This is a genomic window from Devosia sp. A369 (genome assembly GCF_054489345.1).
On sequence record NZ_JBTMWV010000007.1, the window covers coordinates 81,239 to 95,054 of the forward strand.

The window sequence follows — 13,816 nt, forward strand, 5'->3', positions numbered from 1 at the left end:
CTACAATTGACTAAAAACCTGCCGACCAATTTTTCCTAACGCGAATTTTTGGCTTTGGTTCCAGAAAAATTTCAAGAAATTTGATCGGTGGCGGCGGGCCTGGGCAAAATCACTTTGAGCCCGCCCGGATGCAGCTTGAGCGTCACCGAGCGGTCGAGCTTGATCAGCTCGCCATCGATCACCGCATGCGAGCTGCGCTTGCGCTTGGGGAAATGCAGCGTCACCTCCTCAACCTCGATCTCGGAAACCATCGGACTGTCGCGCCAGCTGCCCACGAACAGATCCACCGCCAGTTTGAGCAGAGCCGCGGTGGACATCGGCGCGGCCACATAGACCCCGAGCACCCCCGCATCGAGCCCATCGGCGTGAATATGGCCATCGCCCAGCGGGTTATTCGAGACGGCGATGCCGCTGACGCGCTGTTTTTCGATCCCCTCATGCGTGCGGATTTCAGCCTCGAACTGCGGCGGATTGATCGCGGCGGCGGCAATCGCCCGCAGGCTGGCCAGCATTTTGCCGATGCGGCTGCGGTAGCTCATATTGTCGCGAATCCGCACTAGCCGGGCATGAATGCCGACGCCGAACTGATGCACGAAGGCCCGGTCATTGGCGGTGGCGATATCGACCGCGCCGATCTCGCCACCCGCCAGCGCTTCGAGGGCCTCGGTCAGCACCAGCGGCACTTTGAGCGCCCGCGCGAACAGGTTCATCGTGCCCACCGGCAGCACCGCCAGCGGCATGCCGGTTTCATAGGCGATCCCGGCCGCTGTCGAGATCGTGCCATCGCCACCCCCGGCCAGCACCGCATCCACGCCCTTGGTATTTGCCGCCTGGCGCAGCGTCTTTTCTACTGCACTGCCCGCCACCACACGGCAGTCGAGCTGATGCCCATACCGCGCAAAAATCGCGACGGCGGTGGCGCAGAAGGCATCGAGATCCATCGTGCGCAAGGTCCCGCCATCGCGGTTGAGAACGGCAATGATGTGCAAGTCGGCTCTCCGGTTCGCGTCAGGTCGCGCTGGTCGCCGCAATGTTGTCGATGCCGGGCAGCGGCACGCTCACACATAGTCCGCCTTCGGCCCGTCGCTGATATTGCGGCTGACCGCCGAACTGCGTCGCCAATTGCTTGACGATGACTGAACCCAATCCACCCTCACCGGGTTCCTGATCATCGGCAATTCCGGCGCCGTCATCGACCACGCTCAGCGTCGGCACCCCGGCCTCGTCACGCTTCAGCGTCACCGTGATGGTGCCGTTTCGCCCATTGGGAAAGCCGTGCTTGATGGCGTTGGTCACCAATTCGCCGAGCAATATCCCAACGGTGGTGGCGTCCCGCGCGCCGATGACGATCGGGTCGATATGCCCGACCAGCGTGATGGCCTTGGCATCGCTGGCGGTCGCCGCGATATCTTCGAGCACCGCATCGAGAAAGTCATTGGCGCTGGCGGTTTCCAGATCGTCGCCCAGCCGCAGGCGGCGATGCGCCGAGGCGATGGCATGCACGCGCGAGCGCGCCGCCTCCAGCGCCGCCTTCACCTCACTAGAGGTGCTGCGCATCAATTGCAGGCCCAGCAGCGAGGACACCGTCGCCAGCGAATTGCCGATCCGGTGATTGGTATCCTGCAACAGCGCTTCGACCCGCTGCCGCTCGCGCTCGGCATGGGCGCGCGCCTCTTCCAGCGCCTCGGTGCGGTCCAGCACATGGGCCTCCAGCACTTCATTTTCGCTGAGCAGCAAATCCTGGCTGCGGGCCAGTGCGCTCACCTGCCGCTGCGTGCGCATGAACAGCACATAGGCCAGCAGCACCGCACCGGCCAGAGCGGCAATAATGGCGCCAACCAGCCAGCGCCGCGATTGGTCGATCTGCTGGTTACGCTCCAGCAGGGTCTGGTTTTCCTCGGCGATGAATTGTTCAAGCGTGTTGCGCACGCTGTCCAGCAGCGGCTCGCCCATGCCGGTCTCGATCAGATTGCGCGCCTCGCCGGTGCGCTGGGCTTCGACCAGTTTGATGGTCTCGGCCATTTCGGCCGTTTTGGCGACGATCTCGCTGGCGATGCTCTTCACCCGCCTTGCCTGGCGCGCATTGTCGCTGGTCATGGCGGTCAGCGACAGCAATTGCGCGTCGACGGATTCGGCCGCGCGCCGGAACGGGATGAGATAATTCTCGTCGCCGGTCAGCAGATAACCGCGCTGGCCGCTTTCGGCCTCGCTCAGGGCGATGGTGAGTTCACGCGCCTGATTGCGCACTTCATTGGTATGCAGCACATCGCCGATCTGGCGATTAATGCCCTGCACCAGCACCAGCGCCGCCACGGCCGCCAGCATGACCAGCGCCAGCGAAACCACCACGGCCAGACGCTGGGCGACACGACGTTTCAACGCCGCTCGCCGCTCTTGGCTGCTCAGTCCGCTCGCCGTATCCATCATGACTGCTATCCGCCCGACGCTAGCCGCCGCTTGCAGCTCCGACCCCAGCCTTTCCAGGTGACCCAGGCCGATGGCGGATTTGAGGCCACATCCCGCCTCATGGCAAGGGCGCTCGCGCCATTAGCATGACGCAGAACCTGTTAACGGCAGCGGCGAGCGCTCTGAGAGCACTCGCCGACACCGCGCTTAAAATGTGTGATTGGTCGTGGTCACCTGCGCAGATACCGCATCAGGACCATAATCGGCTTCGCCGCTGATCTTGAGGATATCCTGCAACCGCGTCCGGGCCCGGCTGACCCGGCTCTTCATCGTGCCGACGGCACAGGAGCAGATTTCGGCGGCCTCTTCATAGGAGAAACCGGAAGCGCCGATGAGGATCACCGCCTCGCGCTGGTCATCGGGGAGCTGCGACAGCGCCTTCTTGAAGTCCTGCAGATCCATCGAGCCATATTGCGAGGGATGCACCGACAGTCGCTCGGTAAACGCACCATCGCTGTCCTGCACTTCGCGGCCACGCTTGCGCATCTGGCTGTAGAACTCATTGCGCAGGATGGTGAACAGCCACGCCTTGATATTGGTGCCCATCTCGAAGCTGGTCTGCTTGGCCCAGGCCTTCATCACCGTGTCCTGCACCAGGTCATCGGCCTTGTCATGCTTGCCGGTCAGCGACACGGCAAACGCCCGCAGGCTCGGCAAAGTGGCAAGCATCTCGCGCTTGAACGTCGTCGGTTCAGCGGTCATGCCGTCACTCCCCGTCACGAGGGGCGGTCTTGCCATCACGAGGGGCAGCCTTGGCTTTCTGCGACTGCTCGGCATTGTCGAGCTTCTCCAGCAGGTCGAGCAATTGCTCGGGAACGCCCTCATCCTGCACAGCCCCGTAAAGTGCGCGCAGCCGTGCGCCGATATCCGTATTCGGACCCAGCCCATCATCTGCCCGCCCCGCCTGCGTCCGCATACGTTGCTGGGTCACCAGTTTGTCCTTAATCATGCAATGTTTAGACCGTCAGATATGTTGTTGAATTTTCCCACACTTGGCGAGCACAATGCGTCGTTGCAAAAAAAGTTCCTTATTGCCGGAACTTTCTTTGCGGAAGTCACGTTGTCCGATCTCGTGCCTCAAGCGTCACTGGGAGTTCACTTTATGACTTTGTCCACGCGGATTGCTCCGCATCTGCCGTATCTGCGGCGGTTTTCGCGCGCAGTTACTGGATCGCAGACCTCCGGCGATGCCTATGTCGCTGCGACGTTGGAAGCTCTCATCGCCGACATCTCGCTATTCCCCGAAGCGTCCAATGATCGGATCGCGCTCTACAAGCTGTTTTCGGCGCTGTTCTCGAACTCATCTGTGAAGGTGCCGCAGCCGACCTCCAGCTATGTCTGGGAGCAGCGCGCCGCCACCAATCTGGGCAGTCTGTCGGCCCGCCCGCGCCAGGCCTTCCTGCTGGTCGCCGTCGAAGGCTTCACCCACAGCCAGGCCGCCGAAATCCTCTCGGTTGCCGATAGCGACTTTGGCGCCCTGCTCGACGAAGCCTCGGTCGAGATTTCCCGCCAGGTGGCGACCGAAATCATGATCATCGAGGATGAGCCGCTGATCGCCATGGATATCGAGCAGTTGGTGGAGAGCCTCGGCCACAAGGTGGTGAGCGTTGCCCGCACCCACAAGGAAGCGGTCAATCTGTTCGCCCAGACCCATCCGCGCATGATCCTCGCCGATATCCAGCTCGCCGATGGCAGCTCGGGCATCGATGCGGTCAACGATATTCTCAACCATCACTCGGTGCCGGTGATCTTCATCACCGCCTTCCCCGAACGCCTGCTGACCGGCGAACGCCCCGAGCCGACCTTCCTCGTCACCAAGCCGTTCAACCCCGAAATGGTGAAGGCGCTGATCAGCCAGGCGCTGTTTTTCGATGAGGGATCGCGCGCCGCCGCGTGATCGGCTTGTGCTTGGAGAACACCATGCCCGATGCCAGCCTGGTCATTGGTTTGCTGGGAGGAGTCTGATCCAAGCGCTCTGGCTCCAGCCAAATTCTGCTCCGGCTTCGCCATCGGCGGAGCCGGCGTTGACTCTCGACCTGCCCCACTCCCCGAGTGTCTTGTGATGGCCGCTCCATCCTCAGCGCGACAGCTGCAAACCCGGTTGACCGCCTTGTCGGCCGGGCTGCGCCAGCGCGACGTGGGCATCCTGCATCTGGACGATGAGCGGCGTTTTGACCTGGTCGAGAACCCGCCGCCCAGCTGGCCGAAATATGATTTCATCGGCAAGCGCGCCGCCGAAGTGTTGCCGCCCGACATTGCCGCCGAACTGACCGCTGCCGCCGAGCGCAGCCGGGCCAGCGGTGCCGAGCAAAGCGTCAATTTCGACATGGGCACCGGCCTGCGCCGGCGCTATTTCGAGGCGCGCCTGCTGCCCGATGACAACGGCGTCACCATCATCGTCACTGACATGACCAATGAGCGCAGCCGTGACCTCGCCGTCGCCTCGCTGTTGCGCGAGGTCAGTCATCGCTCCAAGAACCTGCTGGCCATCGTGCAGTCGGTGGCGATGCAAACCGCCCATCACAGCGACGACATTCAGGATTTTCTCGACAAATTCCGGGCCGGCTGCACGCGCTGTCCAGCACCCAGGATCTGGTGACGGAAAGCGACTGGCGCGGAACCTATCTGCGCTCGCTGGTGTCCTCCCAGCTCAGCCGCGTCGGCTCGGCGGCACTGATCAATGTTAGGGTGACCGGGGCCGATCCCCTGCTCGGGCCCAACGCGTCACTGCATATCGGGTTGGCCATCCACGAGCTGGGCGCCAATGCGGTGATGCATGGCGCGCTGGCCGACGGCAAGGAAGGGCATATCTGGATCGACGCCCGCGTGGTCGAGCATGCCGACCGGCCGAGCGAACTGGTCATCGAATGGCAGGAAACCGGCATTGATACCGAGCGGATCCGGAACGAGCCCCGCTTCGGCACGCTGGTGCTGGAGCGTATCGTGCCGCTCTCGGTTGGTGGCAGCGCCGAATTTCATATCGCGCCTGACGGCGTCCACTACCGCCTCGTCGTGCCCGCCGATCAGTTCGAAAGCTGAGCCGGGAAGATCGTGTCGATCCGACCCGTCCAGTGATACACCGCCAACCCGATCCACTCTTTCATGGCGATAGTGGTGGTGTTCAGATTATGCACCGGATTGGCGACGTCAAAGCCGAAGCTCTCCTGCCCGGTGCCGCGATAGTCCGTCGGCCACGGCACGACCTCGACGCCAACGCGTCGGAACAGTCCCACCGAACGCGGCATATGGAAGGCCGAGGTCACCAGCAGGATGGTGCCGCCGCTATGGCCGAGCAAAGCTGCGGTGAGGTCGGCATTCTCGTCGGTATTGCGCGCCTGATCTTCCAGCACCAGCCGTTCCGGCGCCACACCCAGCGCCAGCAGCAACCGTTCGGCCGTCGCCGCTTCGGCCTCGCCGCCAGGCTCTAGCACACCGGCGCCGCCGGAAAATACCACCCGCGCCTGCGGGTAGCGCCGCGCCAGAATGGCCGCCTCGACCAGCCGGTCGCCGCCCTCATTGAGTTCGGCAATGCCGCGCACGGTGCTGACCCGCGCCAGGGTGGAGCCGCCCAGCACCACGATGGCATCGACCTGGGTCGGCGCCACCGCCGGCCGGACAAAGCGCGCCTCCAATGGTGCGATCAGCAGGAATCCCAAGGAGGTGAAGCCGCAGAGCACTATCAGCATCAGGCCAACCCCGCTCGCCGCCATCCCCCAGCGGCGGCGTCCGAAGCCTGCCAGCACGATCCCGGCCAGAACCAGCAGCGCAATGATGCTAAGCGGCTGAGCCGCAACCCAGAAAATCTTCGAAAGCAGGTAAAACATGGCCCCTCCGCCCGGCGCGACCGGGGCCGACAGCGGTGTGCCGCCAGCATTTCCGCTTGCTATCTCGTCCGCTTTTGCTTTTCTAGTGTCCGGTCAAGATTGCCAGCCTCAAAAAAGGCAATCGCCGGTTGGGAAGGCGCCTGTTTCGGCAGGCTTTTGGGTGAATATGGCGCAAGCTGCCGCCGCGGCCATCGCGGAAACATGGCCTGTCGTGTCGATCCGCGACCTGCACAAATCATTCGGCGCGCTCGAAGTGCTCAAGGGCATTTCCTTCTCGGCCCGCGAAGGCGAGGTGGTCTCGCTGATCGGCTCGTCCGGTTCCGGAAAATCCACCCTGCTACGCTGCATCAACATGCTCGAAGTGCCCGATAGCGGCAATGTCGCCATCGATGGCGAAGAGATCAAGCTGCGCGGCACCGGGCAGCATCGCCACATCGCCGACGAAAACCAGATCCGCCGCATCCGCTCCGAACTGGGCATGGTGTTCCAGAGCTTCAACCTGTGGGCCCATCTGACCATTCTCGAAAACGTCATGGAAGCGCCGCTGATCGTACAGCGCCGCGCTCGTGGCGAGGTCGAAGAGGAAGCGCTGGCCATGTTGGCCAAGGTCGGCATCCGCGAAAAGGCCGACGCCTATCCCAACCAGTTGTCCGGCGGCCAGCAGCAGCGCGCCGCCATTGCCCGCTCCCTCTGCATCAATCCACGCGTCATGCTGTTCGACGAGCCGACTTCGGCGCTCGATCCTGAGCTGGAAGTGGAAGTGCTGCGCGTCATCAAGGTGCTGGCCGATGAAGGCCGCACCATGATCCTGGTCACCCATGACATGGAATTCGCCCGCTCGGTCAGCGATCGGGTGATCTTCCTGCATCAGGGGCTCATCGAGGAGGAAGGCACGCCTGAAGAGGTGTTCGGCGCCACCAAATCGAGCCGCCTCAAGCAATTCCTCAACGCCGCCAACCACGCTTAGACGGCGTTGACGACAAAGCCCGGGCAACGGGCAAACCAAGAACAACAAGACGACCCAATGGAGAGAACACAGATGAAGAAGCTCATCATCGCGGCAGCGGCCATCCTGGCCCTTGGCTCCGCGGCCCAGGCGCAGGAAACCGTGCGCATCGCCACCGAGGGCGCCTATGCCCCGTGGAACTTCCTCAACGACGCCGGCGAGCCGGCCGGCTACGAAATCGACCTCGGCAACGCCATCTGCGCCCAAGCTGAGCTGACCTGCGAGTTCATCATCAACGATTGGGACTCGATCATCCCCAACCTGCTCGCCGGCAACTACGACGTGATCATGGCCGGCATGTCCATCACCGATGAGCGCCGCGAATCCATCGACTTCACCCAGAACTATTTCCCGCCCGATCCGTCGCGTTTTGCTGCGGCAGCCGGCGCTTCGCTCGATTTCGCCGCCCTGTCGGGCGTGCGCATCGGCGTGCAGAGCGGCACCATCCAGGCCGCCTATGCCGAACAGAACCTGGCCGATGGCAACACCATCGTCTCGTTCAGCACCGCCGATCAGGCCATGGCTGACCTGGCCGCCGGCAATCTCGACACCATCCTGGCCGACGGCGCCTATCTCGAGCCCGTGGTTGCGGCCTCCGGCGGTGGCCTCGAAATGGTTGGCGAGGAAATCATGATTGGTGACGGCGTTGGCCCCGGCTTCCGCAAGGACGAGGCCGAGCTCAAGGGTAAGTTTGACGACGCGCTAACCGCCCTCAAGAAGGATGGCACCGTCGACAAGCTGATCGCCCAGTGGTTCGACGGCCACGGCCCCTATTTCGCTGAGTAAACCCAACAAGTGCGGTCTTCCCTCTCCCCTGGTGGGAGAGGGTGGATCGGCCGCAGGCCGAGACGGGTGAGGGGGTTGCCTCCACAAATGGTGACGCCTCTGACATCCCTGCCCCCTCATCCGGCGCTGCGCGCCACCTTCTCCCAGCAGGGGAGAAGGAAAACCGGTGCCTACCAACCATGAGCGACGACCTCGCCTTCTGGCTGAGCTACTTCACCAACGGCAAGCATCTCACCTGGTATGCGAGCTTCCAGTTCACCATTTTTGCTGCCGTGTTCGGCGGCACGCTGGCCGTTGTCTTCGGACTGATCGGCGCGACGCTCAAGAATTCCCGCTATTTGCCGCTGCGGCTGATCGGCTCGACCTATTCCTCGATCGTGCGCGGCGTGCCCGACGTGCTGTTCTTCCTGTTCTTCCCGCTGGCCTTCGAGCAGGCGGTGGAATGGTTCATGGCCAGCCAGGCCTGCACGCCCGACATGCTGGCGGCCCAATCCGCCGCCTGGCCGCCCTGCAAGGAAGCCAACTGGTTCCTGGGGACGCCGGAATATCTCATCCTGGCCTCGGTTTCGCTCGGGCTGGTCTATGGCGCCTTTGCCACCAATGTCATTCACGGCGCACTGCGCTCGGTGCCGCATGGGCAGCTTGAAGCCGCGCGCGCCTATGGCATGAGCGCCCGCCAATTGCTGTGGCGCGTGCATATCCGCCAGATGTGGGTCTATGCCCTGCCCGGCCTGTCCAATGTGTGGATGCTGATCGTCAAGGCAACCTCGCTGCTGTCGCTGCTGCAGATCGCCGATATCGTGCTGTGGGCTGACCGGCTCGGTGCGCCCAATTTCCTGCCGGCGGTGGGAATGGTGCATGAGGACTGGCGCTGGCGCTATTATCTGGTGCTGTTCGTCTTCTATATCCTCGTCACCCTGCTGTCGGAAAAAGGCTTCGAGGCGCTGATGCGCCGGGCCGGGCGCGGCATTCTGAGCGAGGCCCGCTCATGACCCGCTTCCTTGAAGAAATCGCCCTGTTCGCGCCGGCCGTGGTGTTCAACATCTATTTCGCCGCCGCCTCGATCCCGATCGGCTTCGTCTTCGCGGTCTTTTTGGCGCTGGGCAAAGCCTCGCCCAATCCGCTGATTTCCCGACTGAGCCGCGGCTATATCTACGCCTTCCGTGGCTCGCCGCTCTTCATCCAGTTCTTCATGGTCTATTCGCTGGCGCTGTCCTTCAATGTCAGCGTGTGGAAGCCGATGGGCATGTCCTGGTTCATCCTGCACCCGCTGTTTATCGGCCCGCTGGTGCTGGTGCTCAACACTGCCGCCTATACCGCTGAAATCTTCTATGGCGCGTTGCGCGCCGTGCCCCGCGGCGAGGTCGAAGCGGCGCGGGCCTATGGCATGAGCCGGGCCCAGCAGTTCCGGCAGGTGATCTGGCCCAATCTGATCCGCCTCGCCTGGCCGGCCTATACCAATGAGGTGGTGTTCCTGTTCCACGCCACCGCCATCGTCTATTTCGCCCTGCCGGTGATCGGCCAACAGAAGGACCTGATGATCACCGCCAAGGAAATGTTCGAGCGCGACTATAATGCCTTCCTGCATTTCTCTGTCGCGGCGCTGTATTTCCTCGCTGTATCGCTGGTGGTGTTCTTCCTGTTCGGGTTGATCTATCGCCGGCTGATGCGCCACATGCCGGCCGCGCCCGGCCTGCGCTTCGCGCCCAAATGGCTGCGCTAAAGGACCAAAATGAAGATCATTGCTGACCTGTGCATCGTCCCGATGGGGGTGGGCCCATCCGTTTCCAGCTATATCCGCCAGGTGCGCGAGATCATCGACGCCTCCGGGTTGAGCTATGACATGCATGCCAACGGCACCAATATCGAAGGTGAAATGGCCGAGGTCACGGCGGTGGTGGAAGCCTGCTGCGAGCACCTGCATGCCGAAGGTGTGGCGCGCGTCTTCTGCACCATGATTTTTTCGACCCGCAACGACAAGACGCAGACCATGGCCGACAAGCTGGCCAGCATCGCCTGAGGAACCGACATGAGTTTTGAGCTGCATCGCCATGTGCTGGCGGGCGATACCCCCGGCGCTGCCACCGAACTCTATTGGTACACAATCGGCCCGGCCGATGCGCCAACCCGCGTGCATCTGCAGGCGGCGCTGCACGCCGATGAGCAGCCCGGCACCATGGCGCTGCATCATCTGCTGCCGCGCCTGCGCGACGCCGATGCCGCCGGCCAGCTCAAGGCGCAGTTCACGGTGTTTCCCTCGGTCAATCCGCTGGGTTTCGCCAACCGCTCGCTGCGCCACCATATCGGGCGTTACGACGTGCAGACCGGCGTCAACTACAACCGGCGCTGGCCCGACCTCTATCCGCAGATTGCCGAAGCCATCGCCGGCCGGCTGAGCGATGATCCGGCGACCAATATCGCCAGCATCCGCGCGGCGGTGACCGAATGGATCGACAGCCAGCGCCCCGGCTCGGCCGCCCAGCAATTGCGCCTGCTGGTGCTGCGCTCGGCGGTGGCGTCCGATATCGTGCTCGACCTGCATTGCGACGACGATAGCCTGAAACACATCTTCACCTCGCCCGAGCTGATGCCCGGCCTGCAGGACCTCGCCGACTGGATGGGCGTTGCCGCCACCCTGACCGCCGAGGACAGCGGCGGTGGCTCCTTCGATGAGGTGCTGCCCTCGCTCTATCGCAAGGCGCGGCTGGCTCATCCCGACCGTCCCATTCCCAATGGCGCCGAAACGGCGACGCTGGAATATCGCGGTCAGGCCGATAGCTTTGACGCTCTGGGCAAAGCCGATGCCGCCGGCCTGTTCGGCTTCTTTGCCGGCCGGGGCCTCATCGCGGCCGATCCGGGGCCCAAGCCGGTTCCGGCGCCGGCGCCAACGCCGTTTGAGGCCACCGAGGTGCTGCGCGTCGATGCGCCGGGCCTATTGGCCTATCGGGTGGAGCTGGGTGAGCGCGTCAGCAAGGGCCAGCCGATTGCCGACCTCATCGCCATGGATGGCCCAGAGGCCTTCATGGCCCGCCGCCCGATCCTGTCCGGCACGGATGGCTTCGTGCTGTCGCGGGTGATGGCAAAATTCGTGATGCGGGGCGGCAATGTCGCCAAGATCGTCGGCGCCGACGTGCTGCCCACGCGGGCCGGTGGCTATCTGCTGGAGGACTGAGGCCCCTACCCCACCAGCCCGGCCAGCTTCGCCTCGGCTTCGGCCTTGAGCGCCGGCGCCCGGGGGATGACATGGGTCAGCAGATAATGCGGCAGGTCGATATGGTCCAGCGGCCGGGCGAAATAGAAACCCTGCAATTGGTGACAGGCGATCTCCGAGAGGAAGTCGGCCTGCGCCTTGGTCTCGACGCCCTCGGCGGTGATCTTGAGCTTGAGGGTTTTGCCCAGTGAGGCGATCGCCTTGAGGATATCGCGCGCCACCTCGTCATCGCTGGAGGCGTCGACGAAGGAGCGGTCGATCTTGATCTTGTCGAAGGGAAATTTCAGCAGATAGCTCAGGCTGGAATAGCCGGTGCCGAAATCATCCATGGCGATGGTGACGCCGAGCGCGCGAATTTCGCCGAGCTTTTCCACCACCTCGTCGGGATTCTCCATCAGCAGGCCTTCGGTGATTTCGATCTCGAGGCGATGCGCCGCCAGCCCTGAAATCGCCAGCGCTCGCTTGACCACCACCGAGATGTCCGAACGGCGGAAATGCTTGGCTGACAGGTTCACCGCTACAGTGAGGTGTTCCGGCCAGGTCGCCGCCGCCGCGCAGGCCTGCACAATGGTCCAGTCGCCGATATCGACGATGAGGTTGGATTGTTCGGCGATGGGGATGAACTCGGCCGGCGGCACCAGCCCGCGAATCGGGTGGTTCCAGCGGATCAGCGCCTCGAAGCCGGTGGGCATTTCGTCGCTCGCCGATACCAGTGGCTGGTAATACAGCACCAGCTCGTCCTTGGTGATGGCGTCGCGCAATTCGACTTCCAGCAGCCGCCGTTCGCGCGCCTCCGAATCCATCTGGCTTTCAAAGAAGCGATAGACCGCCCGGCCATCGGCCTTGGCGCGATACAGCGCCAGATCGGCATTGCGCAGGATCTGGTCGGGCCGCGTGCCGTTCATCGGCGCCATGGCGATGCCGATGCTGACGCCGACGCTCACCTGATCATCATCGATCAGATAGGGCTGCCTGATCTCCTCGATCAGCCGCATCGCCAGCCGGCCGACACTATCCACATTGCAATCATTGGGCAGGATGATGGCGAACTCGTCGCCCCCCAGCCGCGCCGCCAGATCGGTTTCCCGCACCATCGCCTGCACGCGCTTGGCCACCATCACCAGCAGCTTGTCGCCAGCCATATGGCCACGGCTGTCATTGACCGATTTGAACTGGTCCAGATCAAGGAACATCACCGAAAACGGCGTGCCATAGCGCTCCAGCCGCGCCACGCAGCTATTGAGCTGGTCGGTGAATTTGGTGCGATTGAGCAGCCCGGTCATCGAGTCGTGATGTGCCAGCATGGTGATGCGGCGCTCGGCCAGCTTGCGCTCGGTCACATCCGAGCCAGTGCCGATATAGCCCAGATAATTGCCGCTTTCGTCAAAGGCCGGCTTGCCGGTCAGGCTCCACCAGCATTCGCGCCCATCGGCGGTCACGCGCAACTCGATATCCTGAAACGTATTTTGGGCCACCACGTCCTGCTCGAGATGCAGCACCAGCGGATCATTGGGCGGGGTGATGCAGCGCAGAAAATGCACGAAGTCAGCGCCGACCAACGCCTCTTCGCCCACGCCGGTCGCCGTGGTGAAGCCCGCCGACATGCGGTTGATGGCGCCATCCTCGTCAAAGCCCCAAATCCAGTCCGAGGTGCTTTCCTCAAATTCCCGCAGCAGCAGGCTGATGATTTCGCGCTTCTCGTCGACCAGGGTTTCCGAGGCTCGATAGGCCACGAAGGCCGCCGCGTGGTTGAGCGCCACCACCACCATGATGGTGGTAAAGCCCATCAGCAGCGCGCCATAGGCCCAGATATCGGGGCCCGATTGCAGCACCCGCACGCTGCCCAATGCCCCAATCAGCAACGGAATGCAGAACGCCGCCAGCGCCTGTGGATAATTCACCAGCGCCATCATCGAAATGCATAGAAGGCCGCCGGCGCCGATGGCCACCGCGCCGCGCAGGGTCAGGTCCTCATAGACCGGCAGCACATTGAGCACGAAACCCCAGAGCAGCCCCATCAGCAGCGCGTGGGTCACCGTGCTGGTGACCGACCGGTGCGATGCCCGCTCCGCCCGCGCCGGCCGCCGCCCGAAGGCGACGTAGATGCCGTGCAAGGCGATCAGATTGATGATGGTCAGGGCAACGAGGACCGGCCAGAAGCCCGGCGTCTGCCAGCTCAACACCAGGAACACGACGGACACCACCAGCGACGCCGCCAGCATGGCCGGGGTCATCCGGCTCACCGAACCCAATTGCTGGCGCAACAGCTTGTTGCGCACAGGCGGCGCCAACCCGTCCGCGCCGATGGCGCGATCGACGAAGCCGTTGATCAGGGATATCAGGCCCACACCGGGAATGACGCTCATCCCGCTAACATGGGGGGTGAGCACTTAATTTTACGTATGTTGTCGCCACGGGCCGGAAGCAGGTATTTTAACAATACCATTCGTTAAGCTCAAACCAAGTCACCACTGGGGTTACGCAAAATAAACCGCGTAGCTTAAGCCGTTTTTCAAGCGCCCC

General features: G+C 63.2%; 13 protein-coding genes and 1 pseudogene. 8 read left to right on the forward strand and 6 right to left on the reverse strand.

What is annotated here, in order from left to right; all coding sequences use genetic code 11:
- Positions 1 to 71 precede the first annotated feature (71 nt).
- The 4 genes from ACX3OZ_RS11040 to ACX3OZ_RS11055 all read right to left on the reverse strand — a co-directional run bounded on the left by ACX3OZ_RS11040 (position 72) and on the right by ACX3OZ_RS11055 (position 3,397).
- On the reverse strand, positions 72 to 989 hold the full coding sequence (locus ACX3OZ_RS11040) for a diacylglycerol/lipid kinase family protein (protein ID WP_459095913.1): 918 nt from the start codon (positions 987 to 989) through the stop codon (positions 72 to 74).
- Between the two features lie 19 nt (positions 990 to 1,008).
- The gene (locus ACX3OZ_RS11045) at positions 1,009 to 2,427 is read right to left on the reverse strand and encodes a sensor histidine kinase (protein WP_459095912.1); all 1,419 of its coding nucleotides are present in this window, start codon (positions 2,425 to 2,427) and stop codon (positions 1,009 to 1,011) included.
- 186 nt (positions 2,428 to 2,613) lie between these two features.
- A complete protein-coding gene (locus ACX3OZ_RS11050) occupies positions 2,614 to 3,168 on the reverse strand; it encodes an RNA polymerase sigma factor (RefSeq protein WP_459095911.1) in 555 nt (184 codons plus the stop codon).
- Between the two features lie 4 nt (positions 3,169 to 3,172).
- Positions 3,173 to 3,397 (reverse strand): NepR family anti-sigma factor, encoded by a 225-nt coding sequence (locus tag ACX3OZ_RS11055; RefSeq protein WP_459095910.1) that lies wholly within the window; start codon positions 3,395 to 3,397, stop codon positions 3,173 to 3,175.
- A 171-nt stretch (positions 3,398 to 3,568) separates the two neighbouring features.
- On the opposite strand from ACX3OZ_RS11055, the gene ACX3OZ_RS11060 reads away from it, so the two are divergent.
- Both ACX3OZ_RS11060 and ACX3OZ_RS11065 read left to right on the forward strand, forming a co-directional pair.
- The gene (locus ACX3OZ_RS11060; protein WP_459095909.1) at positions 3,569 to 4,363 is read left to right on the forward strand and encodes a response regulator; all 795 of its coding nucleotides are present in this window, start codon (positions 3,569 to 3,571) and stop codon (positions 4,361 to 4,363) included.
- Positions 4,364 to 4,528: 165 nt separating this feature from the next.
- Positions 4,529 to 5,505 (forward strand): annotated as a pseudogene (locus ACX3OZ_RS11065) (sensor histidine kinase).
- On the opposite strand, the gene ACX3OZ_RS11070 reads toward ACX3OZ_RS11065, so the two are convergent.
- Positions 5,490 to 6,290, reverse strand: a complete 801-nt coding sequence (locus ACX3OZ_RS11070) for a YdcF family protein (protein ID WP_459095907.1) — start codon at positions 6,288 to 6,290, stop codon at positions 5,490 to 5,492. The pseudogene ACX3OZ_RS11065 and the gene ACX3OZ_RS11070 overlap by 16 nt on opposite strands.
- A gap of 166 nt (positions 6,291 to 6,456) precedes the next feature.
- Here ACX3OZ_RS11070 and ACX3OZ_RS11075 point away from each other — a divergent pair, with 166 nt between their 5' ends.
- From ACX3OZ_RS11075 to ACX3OZ_RS11100, 6 genes are all read left to right on the forward strand, one after another.
- On the forward strand, positions 6,457 to 7,257 hold the full coding sequence (locus ACX3OZ_RS11075; protein WP_459104514.1) for an ABC transporter ATP-binding protein: 801 nt from the start codon (positions 6,457 to 6,459) through the stop codon (positions 7,255 to 7,257).
- Between the two features lie 72 nt (positions 7,258 to 7,329).
- Positions 7,330 to 8,082 carry a transporter substrate-binding domain-containing protein gene (locus ACX3OZ_RS11080; RefSeq protein ID WP_459095906.1) on the forward strand — a complete coding sequence of 251 codons (753 nt, stop codon included), beginning with the start codon at positions 7,330 to 7,332 and terminating at the stop codon, positions 8,080 to 8,082.
- Between the two features lie 179 nt (positions 8,083 to 8,261).
- Positions 8,262 to 9,074 carry an ABC transporter permease subunit gene (locus ACX3OZ_RS11085; RefSeq protein WP_459095905.1) on the forward strand — a complete coding sequence of 271 codons (813 nt, stop codon included), beginning with the start codon at positions 8,262 to 8,264 and terminating at the stop codon, positions 9,072 to 9,074.
- Positions 9,071 to 9,805: an ABC transporter permease gene (locus ACX3OZ_RS11090; RefSeq protein ID WP_459095904.1), complete on the forward strand. Its 735-nt coding sequence runs from the start codon at positions 9,071 to 9,073 to the stop codon at positions 9,803 to 9,805. Before ACX3OZ_RS11085 ends, ACX3OZ_RS11090 begins: the two co-directional genes overlap by 4 nt.
- Before the next feature lie 9 nt (positions 9,806 to 9,814).
- Complete coding sequence (locus ACX3OZ_RS11095; protein WP_459095903.1) at positions 9,815 to 10,102, forward strand: MTH1187 family thiamine-binding protein; 288 nt, start codon at positions 9,815 to 9,817, stop codon at positions 10,100 to 10,102.
- 9 nt (positions 10,103 to 10,111) lie between these two features.
- Entirely contained in the window at positions 10,112 to 11,254 is a 1,143-nt protein-coding gene (locus ACX3OZ_RS11100; RefSeq protein ID WP_459095902.1) for a succinylglutamate desuccinylase/aspartoacylase family protein, read from the forward strand.
- Positions 11,255 to 11,259: 5 nt separating this feature from the next.
- Here ACX3OZ_RS11100 and ACX3OZ_RS11105 read toward each other — a convergent pair whose 3' ends face one another.
- A complete protein-coding gene (locus ACX3OZ_RS11105) occupies positions 11,260 to 13,659 on the reverse strand; it encodes a putative bifunctional diguanylate cyclase/phosphodiesterase (protein WP_459095901.1) in 2,400 nt (799 codons plus the stop codon).
- Positions 13,660 to 13,816 lie beyond the last annotated feature (157 nt).

What these genes read in the sequence shown, in the direction of transcription:
- ACX3OZ_RS11050 (WP_459095911.1), bottom strand. Translation starts at nt 3,168, where the DNA reads ATGACCGCTGAACCGACGACGTTCAAGCGCGAGATGCTTGCCACTTTG.
- ACX3OZ_RS11070 (WP_459095907.1), bottom strand. Translation starts at nt 6,290, where the DNA reads ATGTTTTACCTGCTTTCGAAGATTTTCTGGGTTGCGGCTCAGCCGCTT.
- ACX3OZ_RS11090 (WP_459095904.1), top strand. Translation starts at nt 9,071, where the DNA reads ATGACCCGCTTCCTTGAAGAAATCGCCCTGTTCGCGCCGGCCGTGGTG.
- ACX3OZ_RS11075 (WP_459104514.1), top strand. Translation starts at nt 6,457, where the DNA reads ATGGCGCAAGCTGCCGCCGCGGCCATCGCGGAAACATGGCCTGTCGTG.
- ACX3OZ_RS11085 (WP_459095905.1), top strand. Translation starts at nt 8,262, where the DNA reads ATGAGCGACGACCTCGCCTTCTGGCTGAGCTACTTCACCAACGGCAAG.
- ACX3OZ_RS11105 (WP_459095901.1), bottom strand. Translation starts at nt 13,659, where the DNA reads ATGAGCGTCATTCCCGGTGTGGGCCTGATATCCCTGATCAACGGCTTC.
- ACX3OZ_RS11080 (WP_459095906.1), top strand. Translation starts at nt 7,330, where the DNA reads ATGAAGAAGCTCATCATCGCGGCAGCGGCCATCCTGGCCCTTGGCTCC.
- ACX3OZ_RS11045 (WP_459095912.1), bottom strand. Translation starts at nt 2,427, where the DNA reads ATGATGGATACGGCGAGCGGACTGAGCAGCCAAGAGCGGCGAGCGGCG.
- ACX3OZ_RS11095 (WP_459095903.1), top strand. Translation starts at nt 9,815, where the DNA reads ATGAAGATCATTGCTGACCTGTGCATCGTCCCGATGGGGGTGGGCCCA.
- ACX3OZ_RS11060 (WP_459095909.1), top strand. Translation starts at nt 3,569, where the DNA reads ATGACTTTGTCCACGCGGATTGCTCCGCATCTGCCGTATCTGCGGCGG.
- ACX3OZ_RS11100 (WP_459095902.1), top strand. Translation starts at nt 10,112, where the DNA reads ATGAGTTTTGAGCTGCATCGCCATGTGCTGGCGGGCGATACCCCCGGC.